Here is a 19,549-nt window from a genome sequence, read left to right as displayed (position 1 = left end):
CGGCGAACCGCGGACGCTGAATAGGGATGGAGGTGGCTGCGCGCGTGGCCGCCACCATGCTCTGGTTGGCCGCGGCCTGCCCGAGCACATTCATTTCAAAATATGGCGGGAAATGGCACTCCATTCTAGGAGCCGGGCACGGAACAGAAACAATCTGCGTTTCATTATACGACCAAGTTGGTAGAGTTTCGGTCACAAACGAAGGAGGTTTCCATGCAGTCATTACGGATCACCCGGCTTTTCGCGGCCGCGGTTCTGGCGGGCAGTGTCGCCCTGGGTGCTGTCGCTCCCGCATTCGCGGATCAGACGCTTCTCAACGTATCCTATGATCCGACGAGAGAACTGTATAAGGATTTCAACGCCGCTTTCGCTGCGAAGTGGAAGAAGGACACCGGTGAAACCGTGGCCATTCAGGCCTCGCATGGTGGGTCCGGCGCTCAGGCACGGTCCGTCATCGACGGACTGGAAGCAGACGTCGTAACGCTGGCACTCGAAGGCGACATCGACGCCATCGCCAAGAAGACCGGTAAAATCCCGGCCGACTGGAAATCCAAGTTCCCGAACAATTCGACACCCTATACCTCCACCATCGTTTTCCTTGTCCGCAAGGGCAATCCCAAGGGCATCAAGGACTGGGGCGACCTCGTCAAGGACGACGTTCAGGTCATCACGCCGAACCCGAAGACTTCGGGCGGCGCGCGTTGGAACTTCCTCGCCGCCTGGGCCTGGGCCAAGCAGGCAAACGGCGGCGACGAAGCCAAGGCGCAGGATTACGTGACGAAGCTGCTGCAGCACGTGCCGGTCCTCGACACCGGCGCCCGTGGCGCGACGACCACCTTCGTCCAGCGTGGTCTCGGCGATGTTCTGCTTGCCTGGGAGAACGAGGCTTATCTTTCGCTCGAAGAGCTTGGCCCCGATCAGTTTGAAATCGTAACGCCTGCCTTCTCGATCCGTGCGGATCCGCCGGTTGCAATCGTTGACGGCAACGTCGACAAGAAGGGAACGCGCAAAGTCGCCGAGGCCTACCTCAACTACCTCTATGCCGATGAAGGCCAGAAGATCGCCGCCAAGCACTTCTATCGCCCGATCAAGCCGGAGGCAGCCGATCCGGCGGATATCGCCCGCTTCCCGAAGCTGACGCTTGCGACCATCGACGACTTCGGAGGCTGGAAGGAAGCGCAGCCGAAATTCTTCGGCGACGGCGGTGTATTTGACCAAATCTACAAGCCGGCCCAATAATACACCACATGAAAGCACATAGCCCCACGCGGTGGCGGTTCAAGCGGCCGAGTGTCATTCCAGGATTTGGAATGACACTCGGCTTTACCTTGATCTGGCTCACCCTTCTGATCCTCATTCCTCTGTCGGGCCTTGCCTGGCGCTCGAGCGAACTCGGCTGGGAGAAATTCTGGTCGATTGCGTTCGATTCACGCACGCTGGCTGCTCTTCGCATCAGTTTCGGGACAGCCTTTGCCGCCGCATGCGCAAACGCGATATTCGGAGTCGTTCTTGCCTGGGTGCTGGTGCGCTACCGTTTTCCGGGCAAGCGCGTTATCGACGCAATGGTCGATCTGCCTTTCGCCCTGCCAACGGCTGTCGCGGGCATAGCGCTTGCGACGCTTTACGCTCCCAACGGTTGGATCGGGCAGTTCCTGACCCCGCTCGGCATCAAGATCGCCTTCACGCCGCTCGGCATCGTAATCGCGCTTGTTTTCGTCGGGCTTCCCTTCGTCGTGCGGACCGTGCAGCCGGTGATGGAAGAGATCGACAAGGAAGTGGAGGAAGCAGCCGCCACGCTCGGCGCGAACCGATTCCAGACGATCTTCCGGGTGCTGCTACCCGGGCTGGCGCCGGCGGTCCTCACCGGCTTTTCGCTTGCCTTCGCGCGCGGCGTGGGTGAATACGGCTCGGTGATTTTCATTGCCGGAAATCTGCCGTTCAAGTCGGAGATCGCGCCGCTCTTGATCGTCATCAAGCTCGAAGAATACAATTATGCCGCCGCGACGGGAATCGCAGCTGTCATGCTGGTACTCTCCTTCGCCATGCTGCTCGTTATCAACCTGATCCAGAGCTGGAGCAGACGGAGGTATGGCTATGGCGCTTGATACTGGTCTTCGATCAGCAAAGGTCCGCTCCGTCGTGACCGAAAACAAAATTGCACGCTGGACGCTGATTGTCGCGTCGCTGGTGTTCCTGGCGTTGATCCTGCTTCTGCCGCTGGCGGCGGTCTTCGTGGAGGCGTTTCGCAAGGGCGCTCCGGCATTCTTCGACGCTCTCCAGGATGCCGAGACATTTTCTGCGATCAGGCTCACGCTGATCGTGGCAGGCGTCAGCGTGCCATTAAACCTCATCTTCGGCGTCGCCGCCGCCTGGGCAATCGCCAAGTTCGAATTCAAGGGCAAGGCATTCCTGACGACATTGATCGACCTGCCTTTCTCGGTATCGCCGGTGATCTCGGGTCTCGTCTTCGTCCTCCTGTTCGGCGCCAACACCCATCTTGGAAGCTGGCTTAGCGCCCACGACATCAAGATCCTCTTCGCTGTTCCGGGCCTCATCCTCGCAACCATGTTCGTGACTTTTCCCTTTGTCGCACGTGAATTGATCCCCCTGATGCAGGAACAGGGCACCGGCGACGAGGAGGCAGCGATTTCGCTCGGCGCAAGCGGTTGGCAAACTTTCTGGCACGTAACCTTGCCCAACATCAAATGGGGCCTGCTCTACGGCGTGCTGTTGTGCAACGCCCGCGCCATGGGTGAGTTCGGCGCAGTCTCGGTGGTCTCCGGCCATATACGCGGCCAGACGAACACCATGCCGCTTCAGGTGGAAATCCTCTACAACGAGTATAATTTCACCGGCGCCTTTGCCGTTGCTACCCTCCTTGCCTTCCTGGCCCTTGTAACCCTTGTTTTGAAGACGCTGCTCGAAATGCGATACAGCGATGAAATCGCCGCCAGCCGGCGGCACTGAAGGAATTAGAATGGAAGTTCGCGTTCAAAATCTACGCAAGGAATTCGATCGGTTTCCGGCTCTGCACGACGTTTCGCTCGACATCCACTCCGGTGAACTCATCGCCTTGCTTGGGCCTTCAGGATCCGGCAAGACGACTCTGCTGAGGTTGATCGCCGGGCTTGAAAGCCCGACCGAGGGCCTGATCTACTTCGGCGAGGAAGATGCATCGAAGAAGACGGTGCAGCAGCGCAATATCGGCTTCGTGTTCCAGCACTACGCGCTGTTCCGGCACATGACCGTGCTCGACAATGTTTCGTTTGGTCTCAAGGTCCGCAATTCGTCCCGCCGCCCGACGAGGGCCGAAATCCGCAGGCGTGCCCTCGAACTGCTGGACCTGGTGCAACTTTCAGGTCTCGAGAAGCGCTATCCGGCGCAGCTCTCCGGCGGACAGCGGCAACGCGTGGCGCTTGCGCGCGCCATGGCGGTGGAACCAAATGTACTGTTGCTCGACGAGCCGTTCGGCGCGCTCGACGCGCAAGTGCGCAAGGATCTGCGCAGATGGCTGCGCGAGATTCACGATCGGACCGGACATACGACGGTTTTCGTCACGCACGACCAGGACGAGGCGATGGAACTCGCTGACCGCGTCGTCGTCATGAGCCAAGGGGCGATCGAACAGGTCGGCACCCCTGATGAAGTTTACGACAATCCGAATTCGCCGTTCGTGTTCGGCTTTGTCGGTCAGTCGAACTGCCTGCAGGTCAGGATCGCCGATGGTGAGATCTGGTTTGAGGATCGTTCCCTTGATCTTAAGGCCGACGGTGAGCCGGACGGCGATGCGCAGCTCTATTTCCGCCCACACGACATCGAGCTGCGCGATAGTGGCAACGGCTGCATAGCGGGCCTGCTGTCCAGTAGCCGCCGTGTCGCCGGAACGAGGCATATCGAGGTCGATATCGGCGCGAGCCACCCCTCGATCGAACTCGAACTGACCCCGGCTCAGGCTGGCAGGCTCGATCGTAGCCGGATTGCTTTCCGTCCCACGCGCTGGAAGCTGTTTCGGAACGCCTGAAAAGCCTCTCGCAACGCTCACTTTCGTCAGGTCTGCGCATTTTCCCGCAGCCGCCATCACGTGCGGCTGCCCTTCATCTGGGCATCTGCTTGGCGCATCGCTCATTCTACGTCAAATTACAATTTTCGAATCGCTGTAAAAGGTCGATCGGAATGACTTTGACGCGCATACGCATCAGCAGGAAATGAGCCCATGACCCTCGATTCTTCCGACACCGACGTTTTCGACCTGGCCCCCATCGCGATGTGGATCGAAGATTTCAGCGGCGTGAAAGAGCAATTCGATCGCTGGAGAGAATGCGGAATCGAGGACATCCGCGCTTATTTGAAGGAAGACGTCAGTCGCGTTGCCGCGTGCTCCCAGCAGATCCGAATCCTGCGCGTCAACCGCAAGACGCTCGACCTCTTCGAGGCGCAGAGCCTCGATCACCTCGTCGCCAACCTGTCCAGCGTTTTTCGTGACGAGATGCTGGAGAGCCATGTGAACGAGCTGGCAGCCCTTTGGCAGGGACAGACGGAGTTCAGCGGCAGCGCGGTGAACTACACGTTGTCCGGCCGCCGGCTGGATATCCAGTTGCGCGGGGCCGTCCTGCCGGGGCATGAGCAGACGCTGGACAGGCTCTTGTTGACGACGGAAGACGTGACGGCACGTGAAGAAGCGCGGCGCAGGGAGCAAGAGAACCGGCGCTATGCGGAAGGCATCTTCGAGCACTCGCCGGTATCGCTCTGGGTCGAGGATTTCAGCCGCATCAAGTCTCTCCTTGAGGACGTGCGCAACCGCGGTATCGTCGACTTTCGTGTGTTTACCGACGTTCATCCGGAGTTTGTCCGTCAGTGCATGAGCGAGATCCGGGTCATCGATGTCAACCACGCAACACTTGATCTTTTCTCTGCGCCCGACCGGCACATCCTCCTGCAGCGCCTGGGAGAAATCTTCCGCGACGACATGGAGAAGCACTTCCGGGAACAGCTCATCGAGCTGTGGAACGGAAATTTCTTCCACCAGCGTGAGGTGATAAACTATGCTCTCGACGGCTCCGAGCGCTTTGTCCTGCTGCAGTTCTCGATACTGCCCGGACACGAAGGCGACTGGTCGCTGGTGCAGGTGGCCCTGACCGACATTACGGCGCGCAAAAAGGCCGAAGCCTATCTCGAATATCTCGGCAAGCATGACGTGCTGACCAAGCTGCATAACCGCGCCTTCTACATGGACGAACTGAACAGGTTGGAGCGCAAGTCGCTGCGGCCGGTTTCTGCGATCATCATCGACCTCAATGGCTTGAAAGATGCCAATGATCAACGTGGGCACGACGCCGGCGACGCGCTGCTGCGCCGGCTTGGCGAAGTTCTAAACGGTGCCGTCTCGGCGCCCAATCACGCGGCGCGGATCGGCGGAGACGAGTTTGCGGTACTGATGCCCGGGGCCGACCGACAGAACGCCCTGGCAATGGTAGAGACGATCGGCGAGCTGCTGAAGATAAACAATCAGTTCTACTCCAACGCTCCCTTGAGCATTGCGCTTGGCTTCGCCACCAGCGAACCGGGAGAAACGATCGAGGCCATGGTGAGACGCGCCGACCTCGCGATGTACGAGCAGAAACGAGCGCACTATGCCGATCGCAAGGCACTGGAACCTCATGGTGAAGAACCGCTCCAGACAACAGACCCGTCGTTGTCCGCCATCTGATATCGGCATTGACATCAGCCAACGTGCCCCGCTGCCGCGGTGGGCAATGCCGAGTTGATCCTATTGTTTGGGTTTATCGGCAAAGTGCCGCATGGCATAATCGGCAGCGCTCTGGTTCGACTTTCGAGCGTCATCGAGCCAGAATGGAAACAGCTGCCACTGATGAACCATGCCGGGCCATACCTGCGTCGTCACGTCGACGCCTGCCACGCGCGCCTTGTCGGCGAAATGCAACGCGTTGTCCCCCAAGGCATCTGCGGTGCCGACCTGCACCAGCAACGGCGGAAATCCCGCCATGTCTGCATAATAGGGTGAAACCCTCGGATCCTTCGGCGAGAGGCCTTTAAGGTATCTCTTGCTCGCAGCATCGAGTGCAAGGATGCCCAACACCGGATCACCGACTTCGTTCGTTTCTGTTCTCTTGTCGGTTGCCGACAGATCGGTGATCGGGCTCATGGCTATGACGGCGGCCGGCAACGGACCCTTCAGCTGCATTTGTCGAAGCACAGCTTCGATCGCCAGATTGCCGCCAGTCGAGTCCCCGACGATAACGATGTTGTCGTTCTCGTATCCGGAGTCGAGCAGCCAGCCATAGGCCGTCAGCGTATCGTCGATCTGTGCGGGATAGGGATACTCCGGCGCCAGCCGATAATCGATCAGGAGGACGTCCGCCGACGTAGCCTTGGCAAGCGATCCGGCCAGGGCACGGTGCGTATCCGGCGAGCCGCTGTAGAAGCCTCCCCCGTGAACATAAAGAAGGGCGCGCCGGCCGATCGGGTGATGAAGGCGCGCCGGCCAGATCAATTCGGCGTCCACACCGCCGGCATCGACGTGCCTGATCTGCACGCGCGACGGGCCAGGCGCTTCCTCCATCAAGCGTTCGAACGCGGATCGTCTTTCGTTCAGACTGGCTGCATCGGCATAGTGCTGGTGCCAGAGACCCAGGAGTTTCTCGACCTGCTGTTTCGACGCCTCAGTTTGCGTGGCTTGATCAACTGCGACAGCCGGCGACAGGAAAACGGCAACGGATAGGCCGACAGCAATGCCTCCGGCGAGCAAACGACACAGGACCCAGGCCAAGCCCGGGCGCCTCGCATGTCGTCGAAAATTACCAGCCCAAAACACTCAGATGCCACTCCCCTGCAAGTCGACGTGATGAGCAGAACGTGCCACGACTGCAAACGGAGTCAAGAGCGATTGCCCGCTGCGACGAAAGATCGACATGACCGAATTCCTGTCGACCCGGAACTTTGGCAGGTCGGGCGGCTGCGACCTTGCCAGGCCTTATGTCTGGTCGAGGGTGACGATAGCTTTGATCGGCAAATGATCCGACGCGACGCGCGCAAGCGGCGTGTCGTGGGCGCGCACAGCCGAGACCACGCCCTTGCGGTTCGACATGATGCGGTCCAGTGCCAGGACCGGAAGCCGGGCCGGAAAGCTCGGCACGGCGGCTGGTTGCGGGCCGAAGATGGATTGAAATGTATGCAGCGAAGATCGGTCACCAAGCCGCCACTCGTTAAGATCGCCAAGCAGGATGGTCGGCGTATCCGACTTGTCGGCCATCAGCTCGACCAGGACCTTTACCTGTTGTGCCCTCGAATGCCGCAGCAGACCGAAATGCGCGGCGATGATACGCAGCGCACCTCCCCGCTCGAGTTCAAGTTCCGCCACCAGGGCGCCGCGCGGCTCCAATCCGGGAAGATTGATCTGATGGACGTCACGGACCAGCCCCTTCTTGAACAGGACGACATTGCCGTGCCAGCCGTGGGCTTTTGCCATGCCGCTGACGGGTACGGGAAGCAGGCCCGTTTCTCGCTCCAGTCTGGCCAGATCGAGAATACCGGTTCGCTCGCCGAAACGGGTGTCGGCCTCCTGCAGGGCAATGACATCGGCGTCGATCTCGTGGATGACGCGGCTCGTGCGCTCTGGATCGAAGCGCCGATCGTTTCCGACACCCTTGTGGACATTATAAGACGCGATGAGCGTGCCTTCGGCGCGCGCATTTATCTCGGGGTGCGTTGCATCCAGACGTCTCTTGCGGTTCCTGATAGACGCCAGGATGCTGGCGGGCAGGTTATCTTTTCTGGCATGCATCGCTGTTTGCCGGCGCTCCGTTGAATGAAATCGACTGCTTAGCAATTATAGGCGCTGCAAGGAAACTTGCCACGGCCAAGCGCCGGAAATGGCGATCAAAGATAGGGCGAACCGAGCCAGAGTATCTTATCGAGAAGCCGAACGGCGAAGGGCCGGGACCGAAGCGCGCTCAGCGTCACCGGCGAAGCCGACTTGATCACCTCGTCGATATGCTCATCGATTTCAGTGGCGAAGCCCTCGTTCAGAACTTCGAGATCGATCTCAAAATTCAGCCGCAGCGACCTTGGATCGAGGTTCGAGGATCCGACATAGGACCAAGCACCATCGATAGACAGCAGCTTGGAGTGGCTGAATGCCCCGCTTGAGCGCCAGATGCGGCAATAGTTGCTTACGATCTGATCGAACTGGGCCGTCATCGCCCGATCGACGAGGACAAGGTTGTTGAGGGCGGGCACCACGATATCGACGTCGACGCCGCGTCTGGCCGCTGTTGCCAGGGCACTGATGAGCTCCCGGTCCGGCAGGAAGTAGGGAGACATGATCCGGATCGATTTGCGTGCGACGGAAAATGCGCCCATCAGCATCTTATGGTTCGTTTCGATCCGCCTGTCCGGGCCTGAAGCCACAACCCGCATGAATACGGGGTCACCGGGTTCCCGCTCCGGGGCGGCAATCCGCCATTCGTCCCCTGTAAGTTCCTCGTCGGTGGTGAAGCGCCAGTCTTCAGCAGCTACGTCGAAGAGATCGGCAACGACGGGACCGGTGACCAGGAAGTGCGTATCGCGCGCAAATTTTTCGCCCGCCACCTCGCGAGTAAATCCCTCTCTGATATTCATTCCGCCTGTCAGCGCCACACGGCCGTCGACAATCAGTATCTTGCGGTGCGTACGCAGGTTCGCATAGGGAAGGCGCAGCCCCATGATGACGTTGCCATTGAACACCGAGACGGTCACGCCGCCGTCGCTGAGATGCCCGAGAATGCTGGGCACCGAGTAACGGGCGCCAACGGCGTCGATCAGCACCCGCACTTCAACGCCACGTTTTGCAGCAGCGATCAAGGAATCGGCAATCCGCAGCCCGATCCTGTCTCGATCGAAGATGTAGGTTTCGAGCAGCACACTGCGCTCGGCAGCATCAATCGCCGCCTTCATCGCGGCGTAGCAGTCGTCGCCCGTCTCGATCATGTCGATCGTGTTGCCGGTGGCAAGTGGATTGCGGGCCACCCGGTCGCCGAGCGTCTGAAGGGCCGCGAAGCGTTGTCCAAAGCCGCTGATGACCAGCTCCGCGTTGGCGTCGAACGTTTCCAGCTCGTCCAGATCGGCCTCGGAGATCAAGGCATCGCGCCGGAGGCTCAGGGAGGCCCGGCGCATGCGATTGATGCCGGCAATGGCATAGAGCACCGCACCAATGATGGGCGACAGCACGATCACGCCGACCCAGCCGATGGCAGCGCGCACCTCTTCCTTGGTCATGGTGGCGTGAATCGCCGCCACCGTTCCCATGGCGAATGAGACTACGAAGAGAATATGCGGCCAATAGGTCGATATGAGATAAAGCATGGGTTGAAAATATAGCTGAGAAGATCCTTAGCAAAAGCTACTGAACCCATAAAACGTCAGCGACGGCGCCCAAAATCTCTCTTCCGTGCATATCCGGTCGGCTTCCGACATAGGCGCGCGGGCTAAACCCACTGGAACTGGGGGGAAACCTTTTCGAACGCGGCATCCGACTGGCTGGGCCGGGAGAACGAACAGGCCTCGATAATGGCCTCGGTAATGACAGTCCGAAGCTCCTCCACAACCCTCTTGGACCGCGTATGGTCGAGGTCCTGGGCCGCCTTGGCCAGATTCAGCCCTTGATGCAAAACGATATTGTGGGCTGCAAAAGCCCAGCTTTCAATATCAAGACCGGCCATTGTATCTCCGCCAAATCGTTCGGTAGCAAGGATTTTGTCTAGTTATATTCTCAATGCATATCGCGCGCGCAGTGAGCAACACATGAACCAAACTCAAGCATCCTCCGCACTCGCCCCGAAGGAGGGCTAATTTCGGCGATTTGCAGGTCAATTGGGAGGTGCGCTGCCGTGAAATACAGCACGCTAAGACCAAAGTATCAGAGGAATTCAGCATAATACCAGCTAATATAAAGATATTACCATTGCTCCCAATTGTCGACCACGAAAACTGCTGTTATATCGCACCTCCGAAGACGCAGGCTTGGCCATGCACCAAGCCACGTGATCGCTGTTCACGCCGCCCCCGTGTCCACCAGACAGGGACTGGGCAAACGTAAGCGACCGCTTGCGCCAACCGGGCAGGATGCGGAAATGCACTATAATATCAGGGCATTGCAGATTTTCGAATGTGTCTACCGGCATGGATCGATCATAGGCGCATCCATGGAGCTTGCGATCACGCCAAGCGCCATTAGTCACCAATTGCGCCACCTCAGGATACAGGTCGGAGAAGGGCTTATTGAAAAGAATGGGAGAAAGCTGATCTTTTCCCAACGCGGGATTCGCCTTGCCCAATCGCTGAGTTTCGCTTTTTCCCACATCCAGAGCTCGGTGTCACAGAGCGTCGGCGACGCTCAGGGCGTATTGCGAGTTGCCGCTTGCAGCTGCTTCGGTTCGGGATGGCTCATCCGCCGTATCAAGCAATGCACGAAACTGGCGGATCTCAATATCCAGTTGAAGATGCAGCCGTACGACCCCGATCTAGGCGACGCGACCGCAGACGTGTTCTTTACGAACGAACCGCTAAAGGATGGCTTCTGGAGCACGAAACTCCTCGACGAGGAGCTCGTGGCGGTGACTGGGCCTGACCGATCACCCGCAAAATGCGAACCCCGATGTACGCTGATTTCTACCAATCTCGACCATCGCAAGATCGGCGAAGACTGGGTTAGATTTGCAGATTTCGTACAGCGGAAGGAGATGCTTCAAGGCGCCTCCTTCGTTGGCGCCAGTCATTACATTTTCGCCCTGGAGATGGCTGAGCACAGTCTGGGCATCGGCCTTGTCCCTCATTTTCTCGCTGAGGGCGCCGTTGCAAAGCGACGGGTAGTCCTTTGGCATCAAGGGAGGATGCCATCAGGCAGATCCTATTTCATGAACATCAAGCAAGCCCGCAGACACGAGCCGCAGATCAGGGACTTTGCCTCCTGGGTGCGACGGACCGCGAGCCAGGGCGCGTGAAGGAGTCGTACGCATCGATATGCCCCAAAGACGGCTATTGCCATCGTGAGTTGAGCTCACGTTGACGAGATTTAAACAATTGTCCTTGCCGGGAAAACCAACAAACATGAAATTCCAAGAGAGAGGCCGATGGAACGTTATTCTGAATTTCGCATGGATGCGCTTAGTCTTGCCAGGCTGCTTCGCGCACTTGCCAATGGCAATCGTCTGCTGGTTCTAAACGAATTGGCCCGAGGGGAGCTCTCGGTCAATGTGCTCGCCGGGCGCGTTGGCCTCAGCCAATCGGCCCTTTCCCAGCATCTTGCCATATTGCGCGAAAGTCGGCTGGTCAGAGGCCGCCGTCAATCGCAAACGGTATTCTATGAGGTGGACCACGCGACGCTGGCTGAGGTCAGAGGACGCTTGGGCGACATCATACCGGTGGAGGCGGGCGTTCAAGATGAACCGAGCTTGCAGGCACACGACGCGAACGCCGCTTTGTTGTCTGCTCTCTCGTAGGTTTGAAGAGAACAGCTAGCCCGGAATTTTAGTTAGCCCTTTTGAGGCGATCATGGCCTGCTTTTCGTGATGCATCCACGTTGACAGGTCTTCCATCGTCTTAGTGTATCGTCGGGAAGACTTGACACAGAAGCTCTCGCTGCGGCCGGATGGCATAGAGGGTGCAGCCCGTTTCACAATTGTTCCGCCTTCCAGAGATACCGTGAGAAATTCTCACATCCATGTCCTGCACCCAGGTGCGTTGGTTGGCGCAACATTCGACTTAGACTGGTTGCAAAAACGACAAAGCGGACCGTACTCAAATAGCTCCCTGCGCTCCGTCCTCCTTGTCGTTTCGGATGCAGATCACGGCTTTTTAGTAGGGGCCCCGAGCGAGATCTGTCGCCCGGCCTAATCGCCGTCCGCCTTCCATGAATAAAACTCAATTGGATGAGTTTTATTCATGCTTGTTCGCCGCCATATATCCGAGGCCCTTCACTCGGCACGCTCGCGCTATATCGCCCATATGTAAGCTCCCAACGTTGCAAAAACTGACCGGTCACCTCGTCGCGGAATGCCTCTGGCGTTACGGGAGGGCTCGGAACCGCAAATGGCTCGCTTGGCCTATCCCATTGCATCTTATCAATTAAATTGAGAGCAATGTTTGTGTCGTGGGCCAATTTCCACGGCCCACAAACCGTCTTTCTTGTAGCGTCCAGGCGCGTCGACACTGATCGCATCGCTGGTCGCCCCTACTGGGCACAACCCTGTAGGTATCGCAATGGGAATGGATGTTTCGCGATAGGCGACATGGGCCGGGGCCGCGAATGCAGGGCCACAAAACGTCTCGTCAAATTTGATGTATTGCAGCGCATCAACCGCAAATTAGAATTCCTTCAACCGCTCACAATCGCTCAAAACGCCGGGGGAAATGCGTTGTTTGCTAGCTGGAATAGCCTGACGGTGAGATTCTGCAAGCCGAGATTCCTCTCAAAAACGATGCGCCATGCGTTTGCGTTCGAGTGGTGTGCCCCTCAAGTACGCGATCGAAAATACGCGTTGAGACGTTCGGAAAAAGTGTCTGCTTAGGTCGCATTGCCGCATGCGCCCTGTCCATCCACTAAGGATGCCATCGTCACCCAGCAGACACTTCTGGTGCCGGCCCGCGTCGCGTCGCTCGCGGGTCGGCACTGCGGTATTTTTGGTGCTTTGCCCGCATTTCACCTTGTGGCTGACATCGAACGAACATTACCGACATCGCCTGTAACAATATCCAACTGAGCTTCGTATCACAGGATTGTGTACTGACATCAGCATTCCCGAGATGAACTCGACAAACTGGAGGAGAACCACTTGGACTTCAACATACGATGCAGCGACTGCCGACGCGCTACGTCCGCTGACTTCATCACATACATGCTGACAACGCATCAGGTCAGCTTCGTTCAGGGGTTCCGCCGTTGGCGATAGTAATGGCTATTCAAGAGGACAGGTCCTCACGGCTCGGCGATGAGATGATGGAGATCTGTGCTGCCGAAAACTTTCAATATTATGTCGCGCTTCAGTTCCCTCAGGCTGACAAGACGAGCTTCTTCGAGAATATGATCGCCACCAATTGGCCAGATGACCTGATTAGAAAATACAGGCAGTCTGACCAGTTCTTTGCCAGCTCATTCATGGATCGGTGCCGCCGGACGACGTTACCCGTCGTCTCGCCCTCAAGCGCATTGTACTCAGGATTGAACCGCGATGTAGACCTGCCTCAAATTGGAACTGAGATTTGCGGTTTCACTCTGCATGATCCAAGCGGGTCACGGTATCTTGTGATTTTCAGCGGCGCTTCGTCGGGCGAGTGGAATATTCATACCGCCTTCGTACGATCACTGGCAGCCGTGAATACTTTTTTCGAGCTCAAGGCATCCCAAGGGCGGCCGCTTTCGAGGCGGGAAGTTGAATGCTTGAGATGGACGGCGGCTGGAAAAAGCAGCGAGGAAATCTCCATGATCCTCGACCTGTCAGCCGCAACGATCAACGCCTACATCAAGTCCGCAATCAGAAAACTCGACGTGACGAATAGAACCCAGGCCGTGGCGTTGGCCTGCCGGTTGCGCATCATATAGCTAAGACGATTTCATGAAACGAATATTGATAGTCGATGACTCGCGAACAATTCGAAACCTCATTCTCCTTTCGCTCGGCTTGACCTCATTCAGTGTCTATCAGGCAAAGGACGGCCAGGAGGCGCTGGATTTATTGGGGGAAGTCAATCCGGACCTCTTGATAACGGACGTCCACATGCTGCGGCTAGACGGGCTCCAGCTCATAGAAGCGTCGGCAATTCGGCACGGTTCAAAGCATTGCCCATCCTGGTTTTGTCGACCGAGACGGAACGGGAGTACAAGCTCAAAGCTCGTTCCGCCGGAGCAACCGGTTGGATATCGAAACCGATAGAAGCCGCGCTGCTGATGAATGCCATCCACCGGGTCCTTGAGCTGGCGGAGCCTCCATCTCGGGTCAACTGATGTAAACGAGGTAGACGTGCTGAGCATTTGTGATGTGGCAGCGCTTGCGATAGGCGCGAGGGTATCGTGTTGCGATCCGACGAGAGGCGACTGGAGTACGGGTCCGAATTCATCCACCGGCTTTTGCTTCAACGGAAGCTTGGTGGAACCGACAGCCTTTGACAACCGTCCCTAAACTCGCGGCAACCCGGTGCCTCGGTCACGGCGACACGCATATGACGCACATCGGGATAGCGCTTGTCGACAGGATCGAAACCGACCCAACTGACCCCAGGGATATGGACCTCAACCCATGAATGGGTGGCTGCGTGCTCGACCTTTTCTCCCATCAATCTCCCCAAGGATTGCCAAGTGCCGCTTTTGGCATTTAGAGCGAACCACCCGTCTCTCGAGCTGGATGGAGAGACGGATGTGCAACGACCCCGTTCGGGAGGGGCACAGAGAGGCTTACCGTGCGTGGCAACGCTCGTCCAAAGGCTGAACGGCGTCCAGTGAATTCTCCGCAATAGTCTGAGGCAAACTAAAGCGTTCGCCATGCCCAGCAGAAGCCGTTGTTTCGGAGTGCTGACTTCGCTTGGGTACTCTGACTTGGCTCGGCCTGTCAGTGGCTCTCGCGCGGCACGGCAGCACCGCGGCAACCGACGAGAAAATCGAGATCTGCGCCCGTGTTTGCCTGCATGACGGACTTCACGTAGAGACTCTGATAGCCGGTGGCCATGGCCGGTTCAGGCGCCTTCCAATTCGCCCGCCGCTCAGCCAACTTGTCGTCCGAGACTTCGAGCGTCAGAGTTCGCATTTCGACATCGAGGCAAACCATGTCGCCGGTTCTCACGAGGGCGAGTGGGCCGCCGGCCGCGGCCTCCGGCGACACATGCAGCACGACTGTGCCATAGGCAGTGCCGCTCATGCGGCCATCGGATATCCGCACCATGTCGCGAATGCCCCGCGCGAGCAATTTCTTCGGAAGAGCCATGTTTCCGACCTCCGCCATACCGGGATAGCCACGCGGCCCCGCCCCCTTCAGCACAAGGATCGAGTTCTCGTCGACGTCGAGCTCGGGATCATCGATCCTCGCGTGGAAATCTTCGATGTTCTCGAAGACGACGGCCGGGCCACGATGCGAAAGCAAATGTGGGGAGGAGGCGGATGGTTTCAGTACGGCTCCATCGGGCGCGAGATTGCCCCTGAGAACAGCAATGCCGCCGCTTTCGACGAGGGGATTGTCGCGGCTGCGGATGACTTCGGGACCGTAGTTCACGACACCCTCGATATTGGCGCCCACGGAGCGCCCCGTCACCGTCAAAGCATCGAGTTTCAACAGATCCGCAATCTCTGCCATGACAACTGGAATACCTCCGGCGTAACAGAAATCCTCCATAAGGAACCGGCCAGATGGCATCAGATCGACAATGGTCGGCACGTCCCTGCCGAGCCGGTCCCAATCTTCCAGCGTCAGATCGACGCCGATGCGACCGGCGATTGCCAGCAAGTGAACCACGGCATTGGTCGAACCCCCGATCGCGCCGTTGATGCGGATGGCGTTCTCGAACGCCTCCTTCGTCAATATTTTCGAAAGGCGAAGGTCTTCGTCGACCATTGCCACCGCCCGACGCCCCGTCATGCGGGCGAGCCTTGCACGGCGCGCGTCCACCGCCGGCCATGCCGCGTTCGTGGGCAGGGCAACCCCGAGCGCTTCGACCATGGACGCCATCGTTGAAGCAGTTCCCATCGTCATGCAGTGGCCGGCCGAGCGCGACATCGCGCTTTCGGCTTCCATAAATTCCTGCGGGCTCATCACACCCGCGCGAACGTCTTCAGACAATTTCCATACGTCGGTGCCGGATCCAATGGTCTTGCCGCGGTAGTGCCCGTTGAGCATAGGCCCGCCTGAAATCACGATCGTCGGGAGGTCACAGCTTGCGGCACCCATGAGGAGCGAGGGCGTCGTCTTATCGCAACCGGCCATCAGAATGACGCCATCCATCGGATTTCCGCGGATTGCCTCCTCCACATCCATCGAGGCCAGGTTGCGGAACAGCATCGCCGTCGGTCTCAGATTCGATTCGCCACAGGAGAATGCCGGGAATTCCAGCGGTAGCCCGCCCGCTTCAAGCACGCCGGCTTTGATGTCCGTGACGAGTTCTCTGAAATGCGCGTTGCAGGGTGTAAACTCTGAGAAGGTGTTGCATATTCCGATAATCGGGCGCCCGTCGAATGCGTCATCAGGCAGTCCACGATTCTTCATCCAGGACCGGTGTATGAAGGCGTCCTTGTCCATTCCTCCGAACCAGGCTTGCGACCGCCGCTGCATTTTGACCTTCAACACCATTGATTCCTATTTGTATGATGATTATGCTATTTGTTATATATTTTACGGATTGATCGGACGTCAAGTGCCAAGCCGTCTTGATTGGTTTGTCACAACAGCTTAGAGCGTTTATCGGGACAGACGGGGACTGCAAAAATGACAAGCGCGAGCACCGGATTGGGCGATGGCCGTGCAGGTCCTGGCCGTGAACGATTCCATGACGCCGTTGTTGAAACGCTGGGCAGACGGATTGTCGGAGGTGCGTTGACCTTCGGCGCGTCCATCGGAACCGAGCAGGATTTGAGCGCGGAGTTCGGCACGTCACGGACAGTGATCCGGGAGGCAGTAAAGATCCTCTCAGCCAAAGGCATTATCGACAGCAGACCGCGTAGCGGCACCCGCGTCACGCATCCCAGTTCCTGGCACCTGCTGGATCCCCAGGTTCTCGCGTGGAGATTGGGTAGCCGGAACCAGGCCGAGCAGGCGAGTGCGGATCTCTACGAGCTGAGAGCGTCGTTCGAGCCGACTGCGGCCGAGCTTGCAGCCGACCGTTCGAGCCCTCAGGATCTTCAGCGCATGAAGCACGCCCTTCTCGGCATGGCTCTTGCGAGCACCATCGAGGAAAAGATCGAGCACGACCTGGCGTTTCACAACGCGATCCTGGCAGCGACAGGAAATGTGTTGTTTCAGGCGTTCGGAGCGCTGATTTCCGCTGCATTGAGACACATCTTTCACGTCGGCCTCGAGAGAACGCCTGCTGATGACGAACGCTGGATCAAGTGGCATCAGGACGTCTACGAGGCGATCGCGAGCGGGCAGCCTGACGCTGCGCGACGTCAGATGATCAAGCTTCTGAACGAGGGGCAGGAAGTGCAGAAACTGCACCGGGATCGCTCCAAGAGGGGCGCGATGCCAGAATAGCGGATCGAGCTTCACCGCCCGAAACGCCCCAGCCGTTCGGCGTGGATACGCACGATTTCCTCTCCAAATGACGTCGGACGCATGGCCGGCGCGCGGTCGAAAACCTCGAGTCCCGCGCGCGCTGCAAACAGCCGCTTGCCATAGCACATGAGATGTTCGATCCCCTGCATGATCGCGGTGACCGCCGGCAACATCATGGCGTAGGTCAACTCGGCGTTGTCTACGTCTCCTGCGCGATATTCGTTGTAGGCACGCACGGCGTAGTCGATCACATCGGGAGCGAGGATGAAGCCTCCGCATCCAGCCCGCAGGCCATCGACAAGCTCAAGGCCGCCCCTTCCGTTGAAGACGGGCACCCTGCCTCCGATCGTATCCATCAGGGCCTTGACGTCGATTGCCGAGCCCTCGGCCTTGAGCAGGCGAATATTGCTGTGTTTTGTAGTCAGCGCAGCGATATCCGCGCCGTTCAATCCCCGCCCGAGAAAGGCGGGGGCATTCTGTATGGCCACGGGAAGATGGGTCGCATCCGCGACGCGGCCGAAGAAGTCGATGTATTCCTGCGCGCCGAAGGTGCCGGCGATCGGAGGCTGGATGATGATCCAATCGGCTCCGCTCTTCTCCGCATGACGAACCTGCCCTATCTGCTCGCCCACCGAAGTGCCGAAGATCGTAAACGCCAACGGCAGCCGGCCGGCATTGTCTTCGGCAAGCCAGTCCATGACCGTGCGCCGTTCGGCTTCGGTGAGCTTCGCCACTTCCGTTGCAAGACCCAGCGCCGCAAGGCCGTGTACGCCGGCATCGACCGCCAGCTCCGTCTGCCGGCGCATCGCATTCCGGTCGAGCCGTTCGTCCCGATCGAAGAATGCGTAGAGGATTGCATGGATGCCGTGAAGATTTGCTGCGTCTGAAATCACAGGCTTTCCCTCCCTCATCGACCGGAAAATTGAGCGACTTGGCTCGTTCTATGCCGTCCGAGCGCGATACCCAGGACACCGCCGACGATCAGCGCCGACGCAACCAGTGTCAGCGCCACGTCAAAGCTGCCGGTCGTGTCCTTGATCCAGCCGATCACCGGGGGCAAAGCCAGACCGGCCACATTCGCCAGAGCGTTGATCAGCGCAATGGAAACTGCCGCGGCGACGCCGGAGACGTGTTCGGTCGTCACCGCCCAGAAGATCGGGATGACAGCCCAGTTCAAACCGACCGACAGCACGATGAGCGCAAATGACAGATAAGCATTGCCGGCATAGACGGCGCATAGCAGCATGATGCCGGCAAGAGCCAGCGGAACACCCATGTGAAGCGCGCGTTCGCCCCGTGCATCGGAATGCCGGCTATTGAAGAACATGAAGACGCAGGCGACAAGGAACGGCAGGGCCGAGAGCAGGCTCACGGCAAGATTTCCGCCCCCTGAAAGGTTCTTGACGATCAGCGGCATAAAGAGCGTGATGCCGATCGTTCCGAAGGCCTGCAGCAACCAGAATACCGCAAGGAGCCACACGCGGCCGTTGGTGAAGGCGGCATGCCACGCAGCATTGTGTGAGACCGGGGCCCACGCCTGCTCCAGTTCAATCGTCCTTTCAAGACCCGACTGTTGGGAAGGCGTCAACCACGCCGCATCTGACGGACGGTCGGGCAGAAAGCGAAGAACGACAAAGCCAAGCACGATCGCGGGAATACCTTCGATCAGGAAGACCCAGCGCCAGCCGGACATACCCAGAAGGCCGTGGGCGTTCAGAAGCAGCCCGGAGAGCGGCAACCCGATGACGGATGCAAGTGCCGCACCGATATAAAAGAACGACATGGCGTTCGCCCTGTCGCGCGACGGATACCACTTCGCCAGATAGTAGATGATGCCCGGCGTGAATCCCGCCTCCGCAGCACCCAGGAGAAGTCGCATCCCGTACAGCTGGTGGGCGGAGGTCACGAATGCCATACCGGCTGCCACTATCCCCCACGTGATCATGATACGCGCGATCCATCGGCGCGCGCCAAATTTGGTAAGGAGAATATTGCTCGGAATTTCGAAGACGATGTAAGTGGCGAAGAAAAGGCCCGCGGCAAGTCCATACATCTGTGCGGTGAGCTGCAGCTCCGCATTCATTCCAAGGGCGGCCACCGAGATGTTCGACCGGTCGATGTAGGCGACGAGGTAGAGAACCATCAGGAAAGGTAGAATGCGAAAGTTTATCCGCCGGATCGCCTCGGCATTGTTGTCGTGTGCCATGTGTCTCCTCCCCGGCCGAACGCCCCTTGCATCCGGCCTCATCAAACATCATACGTTTAACATATGATGTTTGATTCTCAAGTTACGTTTTGCTTTT

17 protein-coding genes are annotated in these 19,549 nt (G+C 58.4%); 10 read left to right on the top strand and 7 right to left on the bottom strand.

What is annotated here, in order from left to right; genetic code table 11:
* The first annotated feature begins 213 nt into the window (after positions 1-213).
* The 5 genes from ASC97_RS28950 to ASC97_RS28930 all read left to right on the top strand — a co-directional run bounded on the left by ASC97_RS28950 (position 214) and on the right by ASC97_RS28930 (position 5,707).
* Positions 214-1,239 (top strand): sulfate ABC transporter substrate-binding protein, encoded by a 1,026-nt coding sequence (locus ASC97_RS28950; RefSeq protein WP_057471773.1) that lies wholly within the window; start codon positions 214-216, stop codon positions 1,237-1,239.
* Between the two features lie 8 nt (positions 1,240-1,247).
* Positions 1,248-2,105, top strand: a complete 858-nt coding sequence (gene cysT, locus ASC97_RS28945) for a sulfate ABC transporter permease subunit CysT (protein WP_057471772.1) — start codon at positions 1,248-1,250, stop codon at positions 2,103-2,105.
* A complete protein-coding gene (gene cysW, locus ASC97_RS28940) occupies positions 2,095-2,967 on the top strand; it encodes a sulfate ABC transporter permease subunit CysW (protein ID WP_057471771.1) in 873 nt (290 codons plus the stop codon). Before cysT ends, cysW begins: the two co-directional genes overlap by 11 nt.
* A 10-nt stretch (positions 2,968-2,977) precedes the next feature.
* The gene (locus tag ASC97_RS28935; protein ID WP_057471770.1) at positions 2,978-4,021 is read left to right on the top strand and encodes a sulfate/molybdate ABC transporter ATP-binding protein; all 1,044 of its coding nucleotides are present in this window, start codon (positions 2,978-2,980) and stop codon (positions 4,019-4,021) included.
* Between the two features lie 192 nt (positions 4,022-4,213).
* Positions 4,214-5,707, top strand: coding sequence for a sensor domain-containing diguanylate cyclase (locus tag ASC97_RS28930; RefSeq protein WP_057471769.1), 1,494 nt, complete (start codon positions 4,214-4,216; stop codon positions 5,705-5,707).
* 60 nt (positions 5,708-5,767) lie between these two features.
* Here the strand turns inward: ASC97_RS28930 and ASC97_RS28925 are convergent, their stop codons facing one another.
* From ASC97_RS28925 to ASC97_RS28910, 4 genes are all read right to left on the bottom strand, one after another.
* Positions 5,768-6,787, bottom strand: a complete 1,020-nt coding sequence (locus tag ASC97_RS28925; RefSeq protein WP_443216791.1) for an alpha/beta hydrolase — start codon at positions 6,785-6,787, stop codon at positions 5,768-5,770.
* 204 nt (positions 6,788-6,991) lie between these two features.
* Complete coding sequence (locus ASC97_RS28920; protein ID WP_057471768.1) at positions 6,992-7,801, bottom strand: endonuclease/exonuclease/phosphatase family protein; 810 nt, start codon at positions 7,799-7,801, stop codon at positions 6,992-6,994.
* A gap of 95 nt (positions 7,802-7,896) precedes the next feature.
* Positions 7,897-9,360 (bottom strand): phospholipase D-like domain-containing protein, encoded by a 1,464-nt coding sequence (locus ASC97_RS28915; protein ID WP_057471767.1) that lies wholly within the window; start codon positions 9,358-9,360, stop codon positions 7,897-7,899.
* Between the two features lie 122 nt (positions 9,361-9,482).
* Positions 9,483-9,716: a hypothetical protein gene (locus ASC97_RS28910; protein WP_057471766.1), complete on the bottom strand. Its 234-nt coding sequence runs from the start codon at positions 9,714-9,716 to the stop codon at positions 9,483-9,485.
* A 411-nt stretch (positions 9,717-10,127) separates the two neighbouring features.
* Between ASC97_RS28910 and ASC97_RS28905 the strand changes: the two genes are divergently transcribed.
* From ASC97_RS28905 to ASC97_RS33665, 4 genes are all read left to right on the top strand, one after another.
* Positions 10,128-10,997, top strand: coding sequence for a LysR family transcriptional regulator (locus tag ASC97_RS28905; protein ID WP_057471765.1), 870 nt, complete (start codon positions 10,128-10,130; stop codon positions 10,995-10,997).
* Between the two features lie 129 nt (positions 10,998-11,126).
* A complete protein-coding gene (locus tag ASC97_RS28900; protein ID WP_057471764.1) occupies positions 11,127-11,495 on the top strand; it encodes an ArsR/SmtB family transcription factor in 369 nt (122 codons plus the stop codon).
* 1,451 nt (positions 11,496-12,946) lie between these two features.
* Entirely contained in the window at positions 12,947-13,594 is a 648-nt protein-coding gene (locus ASC97_RS28895; RefSeq protein ID WP_057471763.1) for a helix-turn-helix domain-containing protein, read from the top strand.
* A gap of 13 nt (positions 13,595-13,607) precedes the next feature.
* Positions 13,608-13,925, top strand: coding sequence for a response regulator transcription factor (locus ASC97_RS33665; RefSeq protein ID WP_274534185.1), 318 nt, complete (start codon positions 13,608-13,610; stop codon positions 13,923-13,925).
* 672 nt (positions 13,926-14,597) lie between these two features.
* Here ASC97_RS33665 and ASC97_RS28890 read toward each other — a convergent pair.
* Positions 14,598-16,325, bottom strand: a complete 1,728-nt coding sequence (locus ASC97_RS28890) for an IlvD/Edd family dehydratase (RefSeq protein WP_200959560.1) — start codon at positions 16,323-16,325, stop codon at positions 14,598-14,600.
* 135 nt (positions 16,326-16,460) lie between these two features.
* Between ASC97_RS28890 and ASC97_RS28885 the strand changes: the two genes are divergently transcribed.
* A complete protein-coding gene (locus ASC97_RS28885) occupies positions 16,461-17,225 on the top strand; it encodes a FadR/GntR family transcriptional regulator (protein WP_057471762.1) in 765 nt (254 codons plus the stop codon).
* Positions 17,226-17,236: 11 nt separating this feature from the next.
* Here ASC97_RS28885 and ASC97_RS28880 read toward each other — a convergent pair whose 3' ends face one another.
* Complete coding sequence (locus tag ASC97_RS28880; protein WP_244481616.1) at positions 17,237-18,139, bottom strand: dihydrodipicolinate synthase family protein; 903 nt, start codon at positions 18,137-18,139, stop codon at positions 17,237-17,239.
* Between the two features lie 14 nt (positions 18,140-18,153).
* Positions 18,154-19,452: an MFS transporter gene (locus tag ASC97_RS28875; protein WP_057471760.1), complete on the bottom strand. Its 1,299-nt coding sequence runs from the start codon at positions 19,450-19,452 to the stop codon at positions 18,154-18,156.
* Positions 19,453-19,549 lie beyond the last annotated feature (97 nt).

It is taken from the genome of Rhizobium sp. Root1203 (assembly GCF_001424945.1).
Lineage (GTDB): Bacteria > Pseudomonadota > Alphaproteobacteria > Rhizobiales > Rhizobiaceae > Rhizobium.
This window is presented reverse-complemented; position numbering and strand designations above follow the sequence as displayed.